The organism is Arthrobacter sp. STN4 (genome assembly GCF_024539665.1).
Lineage (GTDB): Bacteria > Actinomycetota > Actinomycetes > Actinomycetales > Micrococcaceae > Specibacter.
The window spans coordinates 53,533-75,244 of record NZ_JAKZGX010000018.1; the positions used below are offsets into that span (position 1 = coordinate 53,533).

The following is a 21,712-nucleotide window of genomic DNA, read 5'->3' on the forward strand; positions in this document are numbered from 1 at the left end:
GCAGCAGCCGCGCCTAGTTCGGGTCGACGGCGGCCCACGCCACGGTCAGCTCGCCCAAACGCCACCGCGAGGGGTCGCGCGTGACGGGCCAGCCGTCGTCGTACATCTTCTGGCACATGCGCAGCCAGCGCTGGCGGTGGCCGAAGGGGGCCAGCGGCGCCGCGGCGAGCCAGTGCCGGTCCAGGGCCTGAAGAAAGTCATTGACCTTTTCCCCGGGCACATTGTGGTGGATCAGCGCCTTGGGCAGGCGCTCGGCCACGTCGGAGGGCAGGTTGAAGGCCCCAAAGCGCATCGAGATCGTCAGGGTCCGTGGTCCCGCGGAATCCAGTGCCACCCAGGTGCTGCGGCGGCCGATCTCGTCGCAGGTGCCGTCAACGAAGATTCCGTTGGGGGTCAGCCGGGAGCAGACGGTGCCCCAAATCAGGCGGACGTCCGCCTCCTCGTACTGGCGCAGGACGTTGAAGGCGCGGACCATGGTGGCGTGGCCGGGTACCGGGATTTCAAAGCCGCCCACCCGGAAATCCAGGCCGTCGTGCTCCAGCGGCTTGGCGGTGCGGACCCGCTCGGGCTCGATTTCAATGCCGGTCACATGGGCGCCCGGGCAGGCAGCGCTGATGCGGTGGTGCAGTTCCACGGCGGTGGTGGGTGAGCTGCCGTAGCCCAGGTCCACCACCAGGGGGCGGGCGCCGGCAGTGCTGTCCCGGCGCAGCCGCCACGCTTCCGGGCCGGCCAGCCAGCGGTCCACGCGGCGGAGGCGGTTCGGGTTGGTGGTGCCGCGGGTGGGGTTGCCGAAGGGTTTGCTGCGGGACCGGCCGCGCGGCACGGAATCACGTTGTGCAGGGCCGGTGGAAGCTGTTTTGACCCTTTGGGCACGTTGAACCACTGGATTACACTAATGGCCCGGCGGCGTCCGGCTGAAATAACGTGGCGGGGCTCACGGCCGGCGGCGCTTATGCGCCAAACCCGGCGGTGGGTGGTGCGCATAAGCTGCGGGCCGCTTTCGTTATGCGCCGGAGCCGGCGTGGGTTTGGCGCCAGTGGACCAGCTGCGCCAAACCCGGCACGGGTCCGGCGCATAAGCGAAGCGCAGCGGCCATATGCGCAAAACCGCCGGTGAATCCGGCGCATAAAAGACGGCGGCGTGAACGCCGGGCCGGGAGCTTCCGCCGGGTGCGCAGCGGCACGTAGCATTGCGTCCCGCAGCGGGCCCGCGGGGCCCGTGCCGGTAGGATGACACCATGACCTATACCCTGATTTTGCTCCGCCACGGCCACAGTGAGTGGAACGCCAAGAACCTGTTCACCGGCTGGGTGGACGTTGACCTCAACGACCAGGGCCGCCAGGAAGCAGTGCGCGGCGGCGAGCTGCTGGTGGAGAACAACCTCCTGCCGGACGTGCTGTACACCTCGCGGCTCAAGCGGGCCATCAACACGGCCAACCTCGCCCTCGACACCGCCGACCGCGGCTGGATTGACGTCAAGCGCGACTGGCGCCTGAACGAACGCCACTACGGTGCGCTGCAGGGCAAGGACAAGGCCCAGACGCTGGCTGAGTTTGGCGAGGATCAGTTCATGCAGTGGCGCCGCAGCTACGACACCCCGCCGCCGCCGCTCTCCGATGACAGCGAGTTTTCGCAGGCGCACGACCCCCGCTACGCAGGCCTGGGCAACGCCCTGCCGCGCACCGAGTGCCTCAAGGACGTGCTCATCCGGCTGCTGCCCTACTGGGAATCGGACATCAAGGAAGACCTCAAGGCCGGCAAGACGGTGCTGGTCACGGCCCACGGCAATTCCCTGCGCGCCCTGGTCAAGCACCTGGACGGCATCTCCGACGACGCCATCGCCTCCCTGAACATCCCCACCGGCATCCCGCTCGTGTACGAACTGGATGAGGACTTCACCCCCGTCACCCCCGGAGGCACGTACCTGGACCCGGATGCCGCAGCCGCCTCCATCCTGGCCGTGGCGAACCAGGGCAAGAAATAAGGCCATAAAGCACGACGGCGGCCGGTGCCCTTTCGCTCGAAAGGTCACCGGCCGCCGTCGTGCTTGGCGCCCGGGCAGCTGCCTAAACGGCCAGGAAGTCCTCGGCCTGCCATTCGCCGGTGACCAGGTAGGAGACCTTGCGGGCCACGGAGACGCCATGGTCGCCGAAGCGCTCAAAGTAGCGGCTGGCCAGGGTGACGTCCACGGTGGTGGCGGGCGTTTCGGCCCAACCGGGGGCACCCATGGCGGAAAAGACCGTCTTGTGCAGCTTGTTGATCTCGGACTTGGCAGCGGCGATGTCGCCCACCAGCCCGAGGTCCCTGGACTCCAGCAGTTCGGCGACCTTGCGGGCAATGACGAGGTCCTGCCGGGCCAGTTCGGCAAAGGTTTCCCGGAGCGGCTCCGGGATGACGTTGTTCGGGTACCGCAGCCGGGTCAGCTGGGAAATGTGGCGGGCCAGGTCGCCCATGCGCTCAAGGGAGGCGCTCATGCGCAGTGAGCCGACGATCATGCGCAGGTCGCTGGCCACCGGCCCCTGCAGGGCGAGTACGTCGATGGCGCGCTCGTCGAGGTCGTTTTGGAGAAAGTCGATCCGCGCGTCGGCAGCGATGACTTCCTGGGCTGCCTGCAGGTCGGCTGCGGCAAAGGCCGTTGAGGACTTGTCAATCGCATCAATCACCAGTGAGGAAATCTCCACCAGGCCCTCCCCGATTTGGTGAAGTTCAGCCTGAAATACTTTGCGCACGCGTGGTTCCTTTCATGGGCAGCCCGTTACACAGGTGGGCTCGATCATCTCCCACCTTGCCATCCAAGTGTTAACGCGGCCGCACCATCAGGTGAACGTTGGCTGAACGGGCGGCCACGGGTGACCCATTTGGGGCGCCCCGGGTGGAAACTGCGCATAGTCTTGGGATGTGAATCCTTTGCTGATTGGAGTGGCTGCCGGGCTGGTGGGCCTGGCCATGGGCATGTTCGGCATGCTCGCCTTCAGCACCAGCGAACGGGCCCGCCGCCGCACCGTGGACGTCGGCGAACCGTCACTGCCGGAGGGCTCCGCGGAGATCCTTTCCGTGGTGGGCAAGGCCTTCATCGTCATTGACGTGGTCGACGGCGTGGTCCGCGCCAGCCCGGGCGCCTACGCGTTCGGCCTGGTCCGCGGCCACACGGTGGTCCACCAGGAATTGCTGGACCTGGCCCACCGGGTCCGCCGCGACGGGGTCATAGAGGAGCGCGAGCTGCTCCTGCCCCGCGTTCTCCTGCCAGGCCAAGGCACTGCCCCAGGTTCGACGCCGGACGCCGGCCCGGGTGCGCAGCCCCCGCCCGGTTCCCCCGGCCAAGGCACGCTGGTCATCCAGGTGCGCGTGGCGCCGCTGGGTGAGGAATACATCCTGCTGTTGGCCGACGACCGCACCGAAATTGCCCGCACCGAGGCCGTGCGCAACGATTTCGTCGCCAACGTCTCCCACGAGCTGAAAACGCCCGTGGGCGCCATCTCACTGCTGGCCGAGGCGCTGGAGTCGTCCCCGGATGACGAGGCGACCGTCCGCCGCTTCGCGTCCCGCATGATCACCGAGTCGGCCCGTCTGGCCGCCTTGGTCCAGGACATCATTGAACTTTCGCGGCTGCAGGGCAAGGACATCGTCCAGGCGGGCACCGACGTGGACATCAACGCGGTCATCGCCGAGGCCGTGGACCGGACCCGGCTGCCGGCGCAGGCCAAGAACATTGTTCTTGCGGTGGGCCCGCCCGTCCCCGCCCAGGTCCACGGCGACGCGTCCCAGCTGGTGACTGCGCTGCGGAACCTGATCGACAACGCCGTGCGCTATTCCCCGGAAAACACCCAGGTGGGGATCGGGCTCCAGGTGCGTGACGGCGTCGTCAGCGTCAGTGTCTCCGACCAGGGCGACGGCATGAGCCCGGAAGACCAGGAGCGTGTCTTTGAGCGCTTTTACCGGGTGGATGCGGCCCGGTCACGCCACACGGGCGGCACGGGCCTCGGCCTGAGCATCGTCAAGCATATTGTGGGCAACCACGGCGGCGAGGTCACCCTGTGGTCCGCGCCCAAGACAGGCTCCACGTTCACCGTGCGCCTGCCCCAACTTTCCCCGTCCACCAGCGACGCCGCCCTGAGCCTTGGCACCGGACGGAAGCAACGCTGAACCACACCACAGCTGGGTTATGGCACAGCTGAGTCACAAGGAGCAAGTACACGTGAGCCGCATCTTGATTGTCGAAGACGAAGAGTCCATCAGCGACCCCCTGTCCTTCCTCTTGGCCAAGGAAGGGTACGAGGTGGAGGTGGCGGACGATGGGCTGGACGCCCTGGTGGCGTTTGAACGCAGCGGCGCCGACCTGGTGCTGCTGGATCTGCAGCTGCCGGGCATGAGCGGCACCGAGGTCTGCAAGCACCTGCGCCAGCGCTCCACCGTCCCCATCATCATGCTCACGGCCAAGGATTCGGAGATCGACAAGGTGGTGGGGCTGGAGCTGGGCGCCGACGACTATGTCACGAAGCCGTACTCGTCCCGTGAACTCATGGCCCGTGTCCGGGCCGTACTGCGCCGGCAGGGTGAACCGGAGGAGCTGGTCAGCTCCACCGTGCAGGCCGGCCCGGTCCGGATGGACGTGGAACGGCACGTGGTCACCGTGCACGGCAAGGGCGTGTCCTTCCCGCTGAAGGAGTTTGAACTGCTGGAAATGCTGCTGCGCAATGCCGGGCGCGTGCTCACGCGCGGGCAGCTGATCGACAGGGTGTGGGGATCGGACTATGTGGGCGACACCAAGACGCTGGACGTGCACGTCAAGCGCATCCGGAGCAAGATCGAGCCGGACCCGGCGGCGCCGCGGTTCCTGGTGACGGTGCGCGGGCTCGGGTACAAGTTCGAGCCGTAGGCCGCGAGCCGCAGGCCGCAGGGCAGGTTGCAGGCCGCAGGACGCAAAGGGACGGCCACCGTGATTCACGGTGGCCGTCCCTTTGCTGTGGGCGCAACGTCAGTTGCGCCCTGGCAGGACTGCGGTTACGGGGTGGCCTTGGCGGTGGGCAGCATGTCCTTGTACTCGGCCAGGGTGCCGTCCAGGACCGGGACGGTCAGCGACGTCGAGTCGGTCGTGGCGCCGGACCCGCGCAGCTGCAGCACCTCGGTGGCGCCCGGGGCTGCCGTGACGGTGCTCAGGATCGCCTTGTCGGAGGCGCCGTTGAGGACCAGCGGCACGCCCGGCTTGACGGTGACCTCGGTCTGTGATCCCTGGTCGCCGCTGATGGTCAGCGTGGCGTCGGAGTCGGAGGTGTTGTAGAACGTGCCCAGGACGCGGCCGGGGGCGTCACTTCCTTGGGAGATGACCAACACGTTGCGCAGTTCCAGGCTGCCCACATTCGCATCAACGCCGTCGGAGACAACCTTGATCTTCGTGGTGCTTTGCTCATTGATGGCACTGCAGCCGGTGAACGCGATGGCACCAATGCCAATCGCGGCAATCAGGCTCAAGCGCCGGGCTCGTTTGGCACCGGGCATGCCGGCAGCGATTCTCACGTCAGTAACTCCTCATGGAAAAGACAAATATCTGCCACCACCTTATCCGCAATCGGGGCGAAAGCATGCTTTTGTGGCGGTTTCCCGGCGGGGGTGTGTATTGTGTGCGGCCGCCACTGCATCCCGGAAGCGTTTAGTCAAGGGCCCAAAAAATCTCCACTTGTTGGAGCAATTATGCCGTGGAAGTTTCCGCAGGAGCCCCTGACCTGCGGAAACTCAAGGAAGTAGGCGGCTGGACGTGGTAAACTGGGAGTATTGGAAAGGGAGAATCCACATGCTTTTTGAGGTCGGCGAGACAGTAGTTTACCCACACCACGGTGCGGCCAAGATCGAAGAGATCAAGATGCGCACGGTTCGGGGTGAAGAGAAGATGTATCTCAAGCTCAAGGTTGCCCAGGGGGATCTAACCATCGAAGTGCCCGCGGAAAACGTAGACCTCGTCGGGGTCCGCGACGTGGTGGGCAAGGAAGGCCTGGAACACGTTTTTGACGTGCTCCGCGCGGAATTCACGGAAGAGCCCACCAACTGGTCCCGTCGTTACAAGGCCAACCTGGAAAAGCTGGCTTCCGGTGACGTCATCAAGGTGGCCGAGGTTGTCCGCGACCTCTGGCGCCGCGACCACGACCGCGGGCTGTCCGCCGGCGAGAAGCGGATGCTGGCCAAGGCGCGGCAGATCCTGATTTCCGAGCTTGCCCTGGCGGAAAAGACGGACGAGGACAAGGCCGCAGAAGTCCTTGATGAGGTCCTGGCCTCGTAGCGGCAACTTCGAACGGGTCCGCGGCAGGACCCGCAAGGAACCCCGGCACCCCACGGTGCCGGGGTTCCTTGCGTCCCAGGCCGCGGTTCCGGGGCTACTGTGGAGTCATGACTGAGGAAGCGGGCGCGCGCTGCGCCGTCATCATTGTGGCCGCCGGTTCCGGGGAACGACTGGGGCAGGGGATGCCCAAGGCGCGGGTCCCCCTGGGTGGTTCCACCATGCTGGCCCATGCCGTCAACGGCGTGGTGAAGGCGGGGATTGCCGGCCAAATTTGCATTGCGGTCCCGGCGGGGGACCAGGAGATGGTGGAGCTGTGCGGGGAGCTGGCCGCCGCGCATGCGGAGCAGCCGGACCTGGTGTGGAACGTGGTCGACGGCGGCGCGGACCGGACCGCGTCCGTCCGGGCGGCACTGGCCATGGTGGGACCGGACATTTCCACGGTGCTGGTGCACGACGCCGCCCGGCCGCTGACGCCCACAGGGGTCTTCGAGCGCGTCGTGGCCGCCCTGCGCGACGGCGCCAAGGCCGTCATCCCCGCGCTTGCCGTGGTGGACACCATCAAGACCGTGGTCCCCGCCGAATTCCCTGCCACCGGCGCCGGTGTGGAAAAGGTGTCCGGCACGCCGGCCCGCAGCCGCCTGCGCGCCGTGCAGACCCCGCAGGGCTTTGAGCTGGAAACCCTGCGCCGCGCCCACGCCTACGCCGCAACGCTGGTCCCGGCCGAGGCCGCCCAAATCACCGACGACGCCATGCTCGTTGAAGCCATGGGCGGGGACGTGTTTGTGGTCCAGGGGTCCACGCACAGCCTGAAAATCACCACGCCCATGGACCTGCTGTTGGCCGATGCCATGTTGCAGGGGCCGTTGCGCCCGCGCTGGGTGGAGGGGTAGCCGTGGCGGGTGGAGAAAACCGGCCTGTGCTGCCCCGGACAGGCATTGGCGTGGACACCCACGCCTTCGCCGCGGAGGCGGACGGCGCCGGCGCGGGGGTGCCACTGTGGCTGGCCGGCCTGCTGTGGGAGGGTGAGCGCGGCCTGTCCGGCCATTCCGACGGCGACGCCGTGGCCCACGCCGCCGCGGACGCCCTGTTTTCCGCCGCGGGGGTGGGCGACCTCGGCACCCACTTCGGCACCGACCGGCCGGAATGGAAGGGGGCCAGCGGTGTTTCGCTGCTGGCCGAAGCCGCCCGCATCGTCCGGGCCGCCGGATTTGAGATCGGCAACGTCGCCGTGCAGTTCATCGGCAACCGACCCAAGTTCAGCCCCCGGCGGGCCGAGGCCGAGGCGGCGCTCAGCGCAGCGGCCGGCGCACCGGTCTCCGTCAGCGCCACCACCTCGGACGGACTGGGGTTTACCGGCCGCGGCGAGGGCATCACAGCCGTTGCCACGGCGCTGGTCGTCCAGGCATCCTGGCAGGCCCCGGGCCCGGCTGCCGCCGGAGAGGATAACCTAGAGCAGTGACCCTGCGCTTTTATGATTCCGCCACCGCCGCCGTCCGCGACTTTGTCCCGCTCGAGGAAGGCCGCGTCTCCCTGTACTACTGCGGCGCCACCGTGCAGGGCGAGCCGCACATCGGCCATGTCCGCTCGGCGCTGGCCTTTGACCAGCTGACACGCTGGCTGCAGGTCACCGGCCACGACGTGACGGTGGTGCGCAACGTGACGGACATTGATGACAAGATCCTGCTCAAGGCGGCCGAACACAACGAGCCCTGGTGGGCCCTCGCCTACCGGTTCGAGCAGGCCTTCGAAGACGCCTATGACGCCCTCGGCATCCTCAAGCCCACCTACGAGCCCCGGGCCACCGGCCACATTCCGGAAATGCACGCGCTCATCGCGCAGCTGATTGACCGCGGCCACGCCTACCCGGCACCGGACGGCTCCGGCGACGTCTATTTCGACGTCCGCTCGTGGGCCAAGTACGGGTCCCTGACCCACCAGAACATTGACGACATGCAGGCCGCGCCCGACGCCGATCCCCGGGGCAAGCGCGATCCGCGCGACTTTGCGCTGTGGAAGGGCTACAAGGAGGGCGAACCCGAGACGGCCCGCTGGGAGTCCCCGTGGGGTGCCGGCCGCCCGGGCTGGCACCTGGAGTGCTCCGCCATGGTCACCAAGTACCTCGGCACCGAGTTCGACATTCACGGCGGCGGGCTGGACCTGCGCTTCCCGCACCACGAAAACGAGATGGCCCAGTCCCAGGCCGCCGGCCACGGCTTCGCCAACTTCTGGATGCACAACGGCATGGTCACCTACGAGGGTGAAAAGATGTCCAAGTCCATCGGGAACACCATCAATCCGCGCGAAATGCTGGAAATCGCCCGGCCCCTGGTGGTCCGCTACTACCTCGGCCAGGCCCACTACCGCTCCGTGCTGGACTACCGGCCGGGCTCGCTGGCGGAGGCAGCGGCCGCCGTCGAACGCATTGAAACGTTCGCCCGGGCCGCCCTGGCAAAGCTGTTCCCCGGCAACGGCGTCAGGTACGTCGGCACCCGCCCGGAGGCGTTCAGTGCCGCGATGGATGACGACCTGAACATCCCGGCGGGCCTCGCTGTTTTGCATGAAACCGTGCGTGCCGGGAACACGGCGTTGGCCGCGGGCGACGCCGACAGTTTGCAGGAGGCGTTCCTGGCCGTCATGGGCATGACCGACGCGCTGGGCATCAACCCCCTCGACCCCCGGTGGCAGGAGGGCGGCGGGTCCGGAGCCGAGCTCGACGCCCTCGACGTGCTGGTCAAGGCCCAGCTGGAAGCGCGTGCGCAGGCGCGGGCGGCGAAGGACTGGGCCGAATCCGACAGGATCCGGGACATCCTGGCGGCTGCCGGCGTCGAGGTCGCCGACACGGCCGACGGCGCCACCTGGTCCCTCAAGCGCTAGCCACCCACCCAACGCCCGGTTGCAACCGGGGCGCTTTTCGCGAACGCTCGCGCGCAACCGGGGCGTTTTTCGTGAACGCTCGCGCGCAACCGGGGCGTTTTCCGCCAACGCTCCGGCGGGAAGTGCGGAAGCGTTGCCCGATTCCGCCCCGGTTGCAACCGAGCGTTGGTGGGGGGCGGGCGCGTGAGAATCCGCACTTTTGGCACCACATGGCAGAAAACAGGCCGTAAACTGTTAGCTACGGGTTTTAATTCTCCCGTATTCCCGTGTGCCTAAAAACGTCCGCGGGCACGAATTTTGACGAACTTCGGGGCCAGGCAAAGACCGGCACCGCACCAATCGTAAGGGTTTCACCATGGCCAACAGCTCCCGCTCCGGCGCAGTCCGCAAGCTCAAGAAGGGCCCCGTCAAGGGCACAGGCGGACTGGGCCGCAAGGCGCTTGAAGGCAAGGGCCCCACGCCGAAGGCCGAGGAACGCACCTACCACAAGGCCTACAAGAACAAGCAGCTGGCCGAGCGCTCCGCCGCCAAGCGCGGCACGGGCGGCACCACCGCCCCCCGCCGCAGCAGCGGCCCCAAGGGCAAGGCGACCGAAGAACTCGTCACGGGCCGCAACTCCGTGGTGGAGGCACTGCGCGCCGGCATCCCGGCCAAAGCCCTTTACGTGGCGGTCCGCGTTGACATGGACGAGCGCGTGCGCGAATCCATCAAGCTGGCCACCGAACGCGGCATCCCGCTGCTCGAGGCGCACAAGCCGGAACTGGACCGCCTCACCGAAGAGGCCGTCCACCAGGGGCTGGTCCTGCAGATCCCGCCCTACGAGTATGAGGACGCCGTGGACGCGGCCGGGGAAATCATGTCCGAGTGGAAAAAGGGCCACATTGCCAACGCACCCCTGATCGTGGCCCTGGACGGCATCACCGATCCCCGCAACCTCGGGGCCATCATCCGCAGCGTGTCCGCCTTCTCCGGCCAGGCCGTCATCATCCCCGAGCGCCGCAGCGCGGGCGTGACTGCCTCGGCCTGGAAGACCAGCGCCGGCGCCGCCGTGCGCGTGCCCGTCGCGAAGGCGCCCAACCTGAACCGTGCCATTGGCTCCTTCCAAAAGATGGGCTACTTCGTCCTGGGGCTCGACGGCGATGGCGACGTTTCGCTGCCCGACCTCGGCCTCGCGCAGGACCCCATCTGCCTGGTGGTCGGCTCCGAAGGCAAGGGCCTCTCGCGCCTCGTGCGCGAAAACTGCGACCAGATTGTCTCCATCCCGATCAACTCTGCCATGGAGTCGCTGAATGCGTCGATGGCCGTGGGAATCAGCCTGTACGAGGTCTCCAAGCAGCGGGCGGCCCAGGCCTGAGATGCCCGAGACTGTCGTGGAGGATGTGAGCACGCTCGGCACGGCGCTCTCACGGCGCTTCCCCCTGGGTGTCACCCCGCATTCCCGCGAAGAGGGCGCCGACACGGTGAACGTGGCCGTGTACGCCCCTGCCCTGGAACAGCTGGTGCTGTGTTTCCAGCCGCCGGGAGGTGCCTGGAAGGCGATCCTGCTGCCGGACCTGACCGACGGCGTGCACCACGGGTTGGTCTGGGGCATGCCCGTGGGCAGCCGCTACGGTTTTTACGCCGGCGCCCCGGAAGGCCCGGAAGGCAACCTCGACCCCGAAAAGGTCCAGCTGCTGCTTGACCCGTACGGCCGCTACATCGACCAGGCAAAGTGCGCCGACGGTGTCACGCGGTACGTTTCGGTGCGGATGCAGTCAGGTTTTGACTGGGGCGAGGCCAAGAGCCCGCGTACGCCGCAGCGCAACACCGTCATGTACGAGGCCCATGTGCGCGGCCAGACCATGCTGCACCCGGACATCCCCGAGGAGATCCGCGGCAGCTACGCCGGCATGGCGCACCCCGTCATGATCGAGCACCTCCAGAAACTGGGCGTGACCGCCGTCGAACTTCTGCCCATCCATTTCCACATTGACGAGCCGCACCTGGGCGGGACGGGCATGAGCAACTACTGGGGGTACAACACCCTGGGCTATTTCTCCCCGCACGTGCAGTACGCCAGCGCCGCGGCCCGCGCACAGGGCCCGGCGGCCGTGCAGGACGAGCTCAAGGGCATGGTGAAGCTGCTGCACCTGGCCGGGATCGAGGTCATCCTGGACGTGGTGTACAACCACACGGCCGAGGGCGGCCAGGGCGGGCCGGCACTGAGCTGGCGCGGGCTGGGCGAGGAGCAGTACTACCGCATGCGCGACGGCGGCTACGTGGACACCACCGGATGCGGCAACACGCTCAATTTCAGCAATCCGTACGTGATCCGGATGGCGATGGACTCGTTGCGCTACTGGGTGGAGGAATTCCACATCGACGGCTTCCGCTTCGACCTGGCCGTATCGCTGGCCCGCGACGGCGCCCATGAATTCACCCACCAGCACCCCTTCCTGCTGGCCGCGGCCACGGACGGCGTGCTGTCCACCACGAAACTGATTGCCGAGCCCTGGGACGTGGGCTACGGCGGCTGGCAGACCGGGAACTTCCCCACCGGCTGGTCGGACTGGAACGATTCCTTCCGTGACAGCGTCCGTGAAGTGTGGCTGACCGACCGTGCCGCGGCGCTTGACGGGCACCACAGCGGCAACCTGGCCAAGTTCGGCGACGCGCTGGGCGGCTCCGCCGCGCTGTTTGCCCGGTCCGGGCGCAGCCCCCTGGCCTCGGTCAACCTGGTCACGGCGCACGACGGCTTCACACTGGCGGACCTGACCGCGTACAACGAAAAACACAATGAGGACAACCAGGAAGGCAACCGGGACGGGCACGGGGACAACCGCAGCTGGAACCACGGGGTCGAGGGCATCACGAACGACCCCGCCATCCTGTCCGAGCGCGGCCGCACCGCCCGCAACATGATGGCCACGCTCCTGCTCGCCCAGGGCATGCCCCTGATTTCCGCCGGCGACGAGCTGGGCCGCAGCCAGGGCGGAAACAACAATGCCTACTGCCAGGACAACGAAATCGCCTGGCTGGACTGGTCCATGGACCCCGACGCGCAGACCATGCTGGCAGCCACCCGGCGCCTGGTCCAGCTGCGCCGCCACTTCCTCAGCGAGCAGCCCAGCAGCTACCCGACACGCGGCGGTGAGGCCTTCATCCATTGGTTTGGCGCGGACGGGGAGCCCATGGCGCCGGAGCGGTGGACCAACCCACACGAACGCATCCTCACCATGCTCATGGGCTCGCCCAACGGAAAAGTGGACGGCCTGGTCATCTTCAACACCGGCATCACCGACGAATCCGTGACCTTGCCGGCCAATCCGCGTTTCGCCGGGGACCCCTCGCTGGCGGCGAACCCCTACCAGCTGCGCATGACCACCTCCGGGCCCTTTGCGACGGACGACGGCGAACCCACCTTCCGCCTGCCCCGCACCGTCCCGGGCGTCCAGGCGGGCGAAGCCGTCCCGGTCGAGGCCAACACGGTACTGATCTTCCGCAACCTGCTCCCCAGCCCCTGATCGGGACCCCGCCGGTCGAGCTTGTCGGTACCCCGCTTGTCGGGACCGTGGCCCTGCCTTACGCCGTGACGATGAGTCCCAGTTCCGCCGGGTCGGCCAGGCCGCGGTGGCGGGGGAGGACCTGCACCCCGTAGCCGAAACTGCCGGACCGGTCGATGACCAGCTCGGCTGCAAACCGGTGCCGGCCGGAGCCCAGGTCCGCGTCCGGCGCCAAATCCAGGGTGCCGGTGTCGGTGAGTTCGTCGTTTTCGCCCACGCGCCCGTACGCCACGGAGACGGTGACGTCGCCCGGGGAAAGCACGCCCAGATGGACGTCGGCGCGGACCTGCAGCGACTCCCCGATCAGGGGTTCGTCCGTGAGCCCGCGGGATTCAACGTGTTCAATGCGGATGAGGCCCCATTCCGTGCGGATCGTGCCGATCCAGGCGGCCAGGTCCTTCGCCTCGGCGTAGCCGCCGGCCCGTGCGGCCCGGCCGGACGCAGCAGCCGGCTGGTACAGGCGCTGCACGTATTCCTTGACCATGCGCTCGGCGGAAACCTTGGGTCCGAGGTTGGCCAGGGTGTGCCTGATCATGGAAATCCAGTGTGAGGGCGGGGCGCCGGTGGCGCCGCGTGATGGGCCGGGCGCGCCGGAGCCGGCGGTTGCCGGGCCGTCGTAGAACCGCGGTGCCACTTGGGTCTCCAGCAGCTCGTACAACGCCGCGGACTCAATGTTGTCGCGTTCCTCGGCGCTGGTGCCTTCGTTGGCGGTGGGAATGGCCCAGCCGTTTTCGCCGTCGTACAGCTCGTCCCACCAGCCGTCCATGACGGAAAGGTTCAGCGAACCGTTGATGGCGGCCTTCATGCCTGAGGTCCCGCAGGCCTCCAGGGGCCGCAGCGGGTTGTTCAGCCACACGTCGCACCCCGGGAACAGGGTCCGGGCCATGGCGATGTCGTAGTTGGGCAGGAAAACGATCCGGTGCCGGACTTCCGGGTCGTCGGTGAACTGGACGAGATCTTGGATCATCTTCTTGCCGGCGTCGTCGGCCGGGTGGGACTTGCCCGCAATGACCAGCTGGACGGGGTGCTCGGGGTGCAGCAGCAGCGCCTTGAGCCGGGCGGGGTCGCGCAGCATCAAGGTCAGGCGCTTGTAGGTGGGTACCCGGCGGGCAAATCCGATGGTGAGCACGTCCGGGTCGAGGGCCGAATCGGTCCAGCCCAGCTGGGCGTCCGCGGCCCCACGCTTCTTCCACGACGCGCGCAGGCGGTGCCGTGCGTCGTCCACCAGGGCCGCGCGCAGCCGCCGGCGCAGCTCCCACACTTCGCTGTCGCTGACGTCGTACACCTTGGACCAGTCCGGGCCGTCCAGGACGTCGGCGCCAAACTTCTCCCGGGCAAGGCGCGCCAGCTGGGGGTCCACCCAGGTGGGCACGTGGACGCCGTTTGTCACGGACGTGATGGGGACGTCTTCGTGGTCAAAGCCCGGCCACAGTCCGGAGAACATTTTGCGGGACACCACGCCGTGGAGCTTGGCCACGCCGTTGGCGCGCTGGGCCAGGCGCAGGCCCATGACCGCCATGTTGAACACCTCGGGGTTGCCGCCTTCGTAGTTCTCCGCGCCCAGGGCGAGGATGCGGTCCACGGGAACGCCGGGGGCCAGCTCGCCGGCAAAGAAGTGCTCAATCATGCTGCGCGGAAAACGGTCGATCCCGGCCGCAACGGGCGTGTGCGTGGTGAACACGGTCGACGCGCGGCCGGCGGCCAGGGCCTCGTCCCAGGACAGCGGGCTGGGTGTGACGGCGGGGTCCATGAGCTCGCGGATGCGTTCGATCCCCAGGAATCCGGCGTGGCCCTCGTTCGTGTGGAACACCTCGGGTTCCCGTGTGCCGGTCAGGCGGGCGTGGACGCGCAGCGCCTTCACCCCTCCCATGCCCAACAGCAGCTCCTGGGCCAGGCGGTGGTCGCCGCCGCCCCCGTACAGCCTGTCGGTCACCCCGCGGGCGGCCCCGTCGTTTTCAGCCACATTGGAATCCAGCAGCAGCAGCGGCACGCGGCCCGCATCGGCGCGCCAGATGTTGGCGCGGAGCATGCGGCCCCCGGGCAGCGGCAGCGAAATCTGCGCCGGCGTGCCGTCGTCCTCGCGCAGCAGGGTCAGCGGCAGGGCATCCGGGTCCAGCAGCGGGTACGTTTCCTGCTGCCAGGCGTCCCGGGACAGCGACTGCTTGAAATATCCGGCCTGGTACAGCAGCCCGACGCCGATCAGCGGCACGCCCAGGTCGGAGGCGGCCTTGAGGTGGTCGCCGGCCAGTATGCCCAGGCCGCCTGAATACTGTGGCAGCACCTCGCTGATGCCGAACTCCGGGGAGAAGTAGGCGATGGCCTGCGGGGCGTCTGCTCCCAGCGACTGGTACCAGCGCGGCCCGCCCAGGTAGGCGTCGAGGTTCTCCCCGGCGTCGGCCACGCGCGCCACCACGTCCGGGTCCGCGGCCAGCGCCTCCAGCTTCTCCCGTGACACCGCGGCGAGCATGGCCAGCGGGTCGTGCCGCACCTCGTCCCACAGGGCGGGGTCCAGCGACTCGAACAGCTGGCGGGTGGGCAGGTGCCAGGACCAGCGGAGGTTGGTGGCCAGGCGCGGCAGTGCGCCGATAGGCGCGGGGACAACGGTGCGGACGGTGAATCTGCGAATGGCCTTCATGCCGGTCACCCTAGCCCATGGACGTTACGCCCGTCCGCCGACGCCGACACAAACGACGATTCATGACGTCACGAACGCCTCCGGCCCCGGGAACCGCTTCATATCCGCACGCAAACGGCCCATATCCGAAGATGGCCTTCGCATTCTGGGTGCGGAGTCGCTAACGTCGAGATTGTGACTACCTTGAAGACCATTCCGACAGCGCCCGGCGTCGGCCAGGCAGATGCACTTGCCGCGGCAGGACTGCGCTTCGGGCGCATCCCCGTCACCAACGTCCAGCCCGTCATCGAGGACGGGAAGTTCCCGGCCAAGGCCGTGCGGGGGGGAGCAGTCAACGTCCGTGCCGTCGTCTTCCGGGAAGGGCACGACGCCGTCGGCGCCACCGCCGTTCTGCTGGACCCGAGCGGGAAGGAAGTCCAGCGGACGCGCATGGCCCCGCAGGGCAAGGGCACCGACGCGTGGGCGGGCACCCTCACCCCGACGGCGGAGGGCGACTGGCAGTTTGCCGTTGAAGGCTGGACCGATCTTTACGCCACCTGGACCCACAACGCGCAGGTCAAGATCAACGCCGGAGTGGACGTCGCGGTCATGCTTGCGGAAGGACACCTGCTGCTGTCCCAGGCGGCCAGGGACACCCCGCACCCCCAGGACGCCAAGACGTTCAAGCACGCCGCCAAGGCGCTCGCGGACATCACACTGAACACGAACGACCGCCTGGCCGCCGGCACCGGCGCGCAGGTGCGTGCCGCCGTCGCCCGTTTCCCGCTCCGGGACCTGGTGACGCGCAGCCGCAGCTATCCGCTGAAGGTGGAACGCGACGCCGCCGGGCGCGGCGCCTGGTACGAATTCTTCCCGCGGTCCGAGGGTGCCCGCCGCAACCCGGGTACGGGGGAGTGGACCAGCGGGACCTTCAGGACGGCCGCCCGCCGCCTGCCGGCCGTCGCGGACATGGGATTCGACGTGGTCTACCTGCCGCCCATCCACCCCATTGGCACCGTCAACCGCAAGGGCCCCAACAACACGCTGACGGCCGGCCCCGCGGATCCCGGCTCGCCGTGGGCCATCGGCTCCGCGGTCGGCGGCCACGACTCGATCCACCCGGACCTGGGCACCTTTGCCGACTTTGACGCATTTGTGGCCGCCGCCAACGAGCTGGAGCTGGAGGTGGCGCTGGACCTGGCCCTGCAGTGCGCCCCTGACCACCCGTGGGCCACGGAGCACCCGGAGTGGTTCACCACCCGCGTCGACGGGACCATTGCGTACGCGGAAAACCCGCCGAAAAAGTACCAGGACATCTACCCGCTGAACTTTGACAACGATCCGGCCGGGCTGTCGGCGGAAATCCTGCGGATCGTGCGCCTGTGGATCAGCCACGGCGTGAAGATCTTCCGCGTGGACAACCCGCACACCAAGCCCGTCTGGTTCTGGGAGTGGCTGATCGGCACGGTCAACGCCGAGCACCCCGAAGTGGTGTTCCTGGCGGAGGCGTTCACCCGCCCGGCCATGATGGCCGCCCTGGGCCGGGCCGGTTTCCAGCAGTCCTACAGCTACTTCACCTGGCGCAACACGAAGGAGGAACTGGAGGAGTACCTGCACCACGTCAGCCGCGAATCGGCAGGGTATTTCCGGCCCAACTTCTTTGTCAACACCCCGGACATCCTCACCGAATTCCTGCAGTACGGCGGCCCGGCGGCCTACAAGATCCGTGCCGTACTTGCCGCCATGGGCAGTCCGCTCTGGGGCATGTACGCCGGCTACGAGCTGTACGAACACGTGGCCCGGCCGGGGTCGGAAGAAAACATCGACAACGAAAAGTACGAGTACAAGGACCGCGACTTTGCCGGCGCCGAGGCCGCCGGCAAGTCGCTGGCACCCTTCGTCACCTTGCTGAACACGATCCGCCGCACCCACCCGGCCCTGCTGGACCTGGAAAACCTGACCCTGCACGAAAGCTCGGACGACGCCACCCTGGTCTTCAGCAAGCACAAGGCAGTCGCCGCCACGGCTGATGCGCCGGCCGGCAAGGACACCATCATCGTCGTCATCAACGTGGACCCGCACAGCGTGCGCGAAGGCCGGCTCACCCTGGACCTGGACGCCCTGGAGCTGGACGGGCTCGCCCCGGACGGGACGTTCATTGTCGACGAGCTCATCACCGGCGCCACCTGGAACTGGGGCAAGCAAAACTATTTCCGCCTCGACGCCCACCTGGAACCGGCCCACATCCTGCACGTGCGGCGGTAGGCATGTCCTCCTGCCGGCGTTATCGCAGCCGCTCCAGCCCCGGATCGGCAGCGGCCTGATGGACAGTGGCATCCTTGGGCTGGTCGCGGACTGGCTGCCCGCCCAGCGCTGGTACCCCCTCAAGGGCGACGCCGGACAGGGCACCTCCCTGCGCAGCGCCGGCAGCCTGGCGCTGCCGTCCACGGTGGCCGGCACGGAATTCACCGTACTGTTCGTCGACGTCGTCCCCGCCGGCCCGCCACTGTCCCCGGACGACGCCGGGCGTTCCGTTACGCTGCAGGTCCCCGTGGGCGTCTCCGGCCACCGTCCGGCCGGTGTGCCACAATCCGCGATTCTGGGAAAGCTGCCAACAGGTGGCCGGGTGTATGACGCCCTGGCAGATCCCGGCTTCATCGCCGCCTGGCTGGACGTGGTCTCCGGCGCCACCCCGCTGGAGGGCATCAGCACCTGGCACAGTGCCACCGCACTGGCAGCCGTGGGCGGCACGGCGGACGCAGCCACGGGCCCGGCTACGGGCGCAGCCGTGGCGGCCGTGCGGTCCGTGGCGGCTGAACAGTCCAACAGCTCGGTGGTCTTTGAGCTGGCGGGCCGGCCCCTGGTGGCCAAGTTCTTTCGCGTTCTCCAGCCGGGGGTGCACCCGGAAGTGGAGATCGGCAGGGCACTCGCGCAGGCCGGATGCGCCACCGTCCCGGTCCTGCAGGCCGCTGCCTCCCTCGGCCCCAGCGCCGCGCCGGCGGGTGCCGGGACGGCGGGCACCACGCTTTTTGTCATCCATGACTTTATTTCCGGCGGCGTCGACGGATGGACCACGGCCCTGGCCGCAGCTTCCTCCGGCAGCGATTTTTCCCGCCAGGCCCGTGGCATCGGCGCCGCCCTGGCACGGCTGCACACCGACCTGCTCACTTCCCTCGGGACGGCCGGGACGGCCGGGACGGCCGGGACGGACAGCGGGACCGGGGCGTTTGTCGAGGCGCTCACCGCCCGGCTCACGTGGTCCTGGGAACGGGCGGGTGCCGCCGTCGGACCCTACGATGAAGCCTTCGGCGATATCCTGGCACAACTGCGCCAAATAAGGCAGGTTCCGCTGCTGCAGCGCATCCACGGGGACCTTCACCTGGGCCAGCTCCTTCACGTGGTGGACCCCGGCGGGCCGCAGTGGTATTTCCTGGACTTTGAGGGCGAACCACTCCGGCCGCTTTCCAGCCGGGGCGCGCCGGACGTGGCGTTGCGCGACGTGGTGGGCGTGCTGCGCTCCTTCGACTATGCGGGGGCGCAGGCCACCGGCCGGTCGCATGCCACCGCCGGGGACGCTGCGGCGTGGGCCAAGGCGGCCGCCGCCGCCTTCATCGACGGCTACCAGGAAGTCCTGCCCCACAGCATTGCGGCGGAATCGGCGCTTTTCATGGCATTGTGGCTGGACAAGGCGTTGTACGAGGTTGTTTATGAATTGCAGAACCGGCCTGATTGGGTTGGTGTGCCGGTGAAGGCTGTTCGGGATTTGTTTGAATCAAGGGAAAGTAGTGTGGACATGGGACTGAAGAAGACATTGCCGCTGGCTGTTGCTGACGGGGTCTTGGCCAGTGTTTCCGAGGGGACCTACTACGCGCCGCACTCGGTGCTCGGGGCGCACCTGGATTCGGAGGGTTTTGCAACCATCCGCACCCTGCGCCACCTGGCGGAGTCCGTGAAGGTCCTGACCGGTGGCCGCACGCACGCGATGACGCACGAATACGGCGGAATCTGGGTTGCGGTGGTGCCTGTGGAGGAAGCCGGGCACGTGCCGGACTACCGCCTGGAAGTCCGTTATGGCGACGGCGTTCACGAGGTGGATGATCCCTACCGCTACCTGCCGACCGTGGGCGAACTTGACCTCCACCTGATGGCTGAAGGGCGGCACGAGGCCCTGTGGACCGTCCTCGGCGCGCACGTGCAGCGCTACCATTCAAGCCTCGGCGACGTCCACGGCGTCAGCTTTGCGGTCTGGGTTCCCGCCGTGCGGGCCGTGCGTGTCATCGGCGAATTCAACAACTGGGACGGCCGGTCCCACGCCATGCGCACCCTGGGCGCCAGCGGCGTGTGGGAACTCTTCATTCCGGACGCGGCGGCGGGCGACCGCTACAAATTCCAGATCCTGACCGAGGACGGCCGCTGGCTGGAAAAGGCCGACCCCATGGCGTACGGCACCGAGGTACCGCCGCTCACAGCGTCCCGCGTGGTGGAATCCGCGTATTCCTTCCAGGATTCAGAATGGATGGCAGCCCGGGCGGCACGGGACCCGCACAACTCGCCGATGAGCGTCTACGAGGTCCACCTGGGTTCGTGGCGCCAAGGCCTTTCGTATCGCGAGCTGGCTTCGGAACTGGTTGAGTACGTCCAGTGGCTCGGCTTCACGCACGTCGAATTCATGCCTGTCTCCGAACACCCCTTTGGCGGTTCCTGGGGGTACCAGGTCACCTCCTACTATGCGCCCACCTCCCGCTTTGGCCACCCGGACGAGTTCCGCTTCCTCGTCGACTCCCTGCACCAGGCCGGGATCGGGGTCATCATGGACTGGGTCCCGGCACACTTCCCCAAGGACGAATGGGCCTTGGCCCGGTTCAATGGCGGGGCACAGTACGAGCACTCCGATCCGCGGCTAGGCGAGCACCCCGACTGGGGCACGCTCATTTTCGACTTCGGCCGGAATGAGGTGCGCAACTTCCTGGTGGCCAACGCACTGTACTGGCTTGAGGAATTCCACATCGACGGACTGCGCGTGGACGCCGTCGCGTCCATGCTTTACCTCGACTACTCCCGGGAAGACGGCCAGTGGAGCCCAAACCGCTTTGGCGGGCGGGAAAACCTGGAGGCCATCAGCTTCCTGCAGGAAATGAATGCCACCGCCTACCGCCGCAATCCGGGGATCGTCACGATCGCTGAGGAGTCCACGGCATTTCCCGGGGTCACGGCCCCGACGGGTGCGAACGGCCTTGGCTTCGGCATCAAGTGGAACATGGGCTGGATGCACGACTCCCTGACCTACATGGCAGAGGACCCGGTGAACCGAGGCTGGCACCACAACCAGATCACGTTCTCCCTGGTCTACGCATTCACGGAAAACTTCCTGCTCCCCATCAGCCACGACGAGGTGGTCCACGGCAAGGGCTCGCTGTTGCGGAAAATGCCGGGGGACCGGTGGCAGCAGCTGGCCAACCTTCGCGCCTACCTCGCCTTCCAATGGGCGCACCCGGGCAAGCAACTGATTTTCATGGGTACCGAGTTTGGGCAGGAAGCAGAGTGGAGCGAACAACACGGACTGGACTGGTGGCTGACGGAAAACCCGCCGCACCAGGGGATCCAGCTCCTGGTCCGGGAGCTGAACCAGGTCTACGCCGGCACTCCCGCGCTCTCTGAACTGGACAACAAGCCTGAAGGCTTCACGTGGATCAACGGCGGGGACACGGCCCACAACGTGGTGTCCTTCATCCGGTGGGACAACGGCGGAAACCCGCTGGTGTGCATCATCAACTTTGCCGGTGTCGCCTACGAGGGCTTCCGGGTGGGGCTGCCCCAGGGCGGGCAGTGGCGGGAACTGCTCAATACGGACCGGGCCGAATACGGTGGATCGAACGTCCTCAACGATGGCCCGCTCCCCGCCGGAACGCAGGCCTGGGACGGGCAGCCACACTCGGTCGCCCTGCGGCTTCCAGCGCTCGGCGCCGTCTACCTGCGGCCGTCCGGCGACTGACACGCGCATGTCCTGATGGACATCTTCCTGCTGTTTGGCGAACCCGGCAGCATGGTGTTAGAGTTAGTACCCCGCCGGACATACAGTCCGGCCTTGGATCAGACTCGTTCATCAAGCCATGAAAATTGGCCCGATGGCATGTGTTCAATTTCAGCGATGTGAATCGTCTGAATGCGGACATGGGAAAGAATCAAGGATTTGCTTTTTAGGGAGCGGGTCGGGTAGGTTTATGAAGTTGCCCCGGCGCTGATCACCGCGGAGTGTTTGTTTCCGTGTGGGTGTGTTGGCCGGGTGTGGTTGTTGTTTGAGAACTCAATAGTGTGCCAAGTTTTATTGATGCCGATTGTTTTTTGATTGGTTATTTGGTTGGCTGCCTGCGCCCCTGTGTGGGTGGCTGATCGTTTAGCTGGTTTCGAATT

Annotated in this window: 16 protein-coding genes; 11 read left to right on the forward strand and 5 right to left on the reverse strand. The window is 67.4% G+C overall.

All coding sequences use genetic code 11. The features are described 5' to 3' along the window. Positions 1-13 precede the first annotated feature (13 nt). Positions 14-823, reverse strand: a complete 810-nt coding sequence (locus MMF96_RS13370; protein ID WP_176616861.1) for a class I SAM-dependent methyltransferase — start codon at positions 821-823, stop codon at positions 14-16. Positions 824-1,237: 414 nt separating this feature from the next. On the opposite strand from MMF96_RS13370, the gene MMF96_RS13375 reads away from it, so the two are divergent. Further along, on the forward strand, positions 1,238-1,984 hold the full coding sequence (locus MMF96_RS13375) for a phosphoglyceromutase (RefSeq protein ID WP_176616860.1): 747 nt from the start codon (positions 1,238-1,240) through the stop codon (positions 1,982-1,984). An 82-nt stretch (positions 1,985-2,066) separates the two neighbouring features. Here MMF96_RS13375 and phoU read toward each other — a convergent pair whose 3' ends face one another. Continuing rightward, a complete protein-coding gene (gene phoU / locus MMF96_RS13380; protein ID WP_176616859.1) occupies positions 2,067-2,729 on the reverse strand; it encodes a phosphate signaling complex protein PhoU in 663 nt (220 codons plus the stop codon). A gap of 169 nt (positions 2,730-2,898) precedes the next feature. Between phoU and MMF96_RS13385 the strand changes: the two genes are divergently transcribed. Further along, positions 2,899-4,143, forward strand: coding sequence for an ATP-binding protein (locus tag MMF96_RS13385; protein ID WP_256883812.1), 1,245 nt, complete (start codon positions 2,899-2,901; stop codon positions 4,141-4,143). Between the two features lie 52 nt (positions 4,144-4,195). After that, on the forward strand, positions 4,196-4,876 hold the full coding sequence (locus tag MMF96_RS13390; protein WP_256883813.1) for a response regulator transcription factor: 681 nt from the start codon (positions 4,196-4,198) through the stop codon (positions 4,874-4,876). 125 nt (positions 4,877-5,001) lie between these two features. On the opposite strand, the gene MMF96_RS13395 is transcribed toward MMF96_RS13390, so the two are convergent. After that, positions 5,002-5,514 (reverse strand): hypothetical protein, encoded by a 513-nt coding sequence (locus MMF96_RS13395; protein WP_176616857.1) that lies wholly within the window; start codon positions 5,512-5,514, stop codon positions 5,002-5,004. A gap of 274 nt (positions 5,515-5,788) precedes the next feature. On the opposite strand from MMF96_RS13395, the gene MMF96_RS13400 reads away from it, so the two are divergent. From MMF96_RS13400 to glgX, 6 genes are all read left to right on the forward strand, one after another. Beyond that, positions 5,789-6,271, forward strand: a complete 483-nt coding sequence (locus tag MMF96_RS13400; RefSeq protein WP_176616856.1) for a CarD family transcriptional regulator — start codon at positions 5,789-5,791, stop codon at positions 6,269-6,271. A 107-nt stretch (positions 6,272-6,378) separates the two neighbouring features. Further along, complete coding sequence (ispD, locus tag MMF96_RS13405) at positions 6,379-7,161, forward strand: 2-C-methyl-D-erythritol 4-phosphate cytidylyltransferase (protein ID WP_256883814.1); 783 nt, start codon at positions 6,379-6,381, stop codon at positions 7,159-7,161. A gap of 26 nt (positions 7,162-7,187) precedes the next feature. Beyond that, on the forward strand, positions 7,188-7,730 hold the full coding sequence (gene ispF, locus MMF96_RS13410; RefSeq protein ID WP_375141434.1) for a 2-C-methyl-D-erythritol 2,4-cyclodiphosphate synthase: 543 nt from the start codon (positions 7,188-7,190) through the stop codon (positions 7,728-7,730). Then, the gene (cysS, locus tag MMF96_RS13415; RefSeq protein ID WP_256883816.1) at positions 7,727-9,145 is read left to right on the forward strand and encodes a cysteine--tRNA ligase; all 1,419 of its coding nucleotides are present in this window, start codon (positions 7,727-7,729) and stop codon (positions 9,143-9,145) included. Before ispF ends, cysS begins: the two co-directional genes overlap by 4 nt. Positions 9,146-9,500: 355 nt before the next feature. Continuing rightward, positions 9,501-10,499 (forward strand): 23S rRNA (guanosine(2251)-2'-O)-methyltransferase RlmB, encoded by a 999-nt coding sequence (gene rlmB, locus MMF96_RS13420; RefSeq protein WP_176616852.1) that lies wholly within the window; start codon positions 9,501-9,503, stop codon positions 10,497-10,499. 1 nt (position 10,500) lies between these two features. Then, positions 10,501-12,648: a glycogen debranching protein GlgX gene (gene glgX / locus MMF96_RS13425; RefSeq protein ID WP_176616851.1), complete on the forward strand. Its 2,148-nt coding sequence runs from the start codon at positions 10,501-10,503 to the stop codon at positions 12,646-12,648. A 58-nt stretch (positions 12,649-12,706) separates the two neighbouring features. Here glgX and glgP read toward each other — a convergent pair whose 3' ends face one another. Then, positions 12,707-15,322, reverse strand: a complete 2,616-nt coding sequence (gene glgP / locus MMF96_RS13430; protein ID WP_176616850.1) for an alpha-glucan family phosphorylase — start codon at positions 15,320-15,322, stop codon at positions 12,707-12,709. Between the two features lie 183 nt (positions 15,323-15,505). Here glgP and MMF96_RS13435 point away from each other — a divergent pair, with 183 nt between their 5' ends. Both MMF96_RS13435 and glgB read left to right on the forward strand, forming a co-directional pair. Then, on the forward strand, positions 15,506-17,566 hold the full coding sequence (locus tag MMF96_RS13435; protein ID WP_305144524.1) for an alpha-1,4-glucan--maltose-1-phosphate maltosyltransferase: 2,061 nt from the start codon (positions 15,506-15,508) through the stop codon (positions 17,564-17,566). Between the two features lie 58 nt (positions 17,567-17,624). After that, complete coding sequence (gene glgB / locus MMF96_RS13440) at positions 17,625-21,293, forward strand: 1,4-alpha-glucan branching protein GlgB (RefSeq protein ID WP_256883817.1); 3,669 nt, start codon at positions 17,625-17,627, stop codon at positions 21,291-21,293. Positions 21,294-21,520: 227 nt separating this feature from the next. Here glgB and MMF96_RS13445 read toward each other — a convergent pair. Then, positions 21,521-21,712, reverse strand: a 192-nt coding sequence (locus tag MMF96_RS13445) for a hypothetical protein (RefSeq protein WP_256883818.1), incomplete at its 5' end; no start/stop codon positions are given.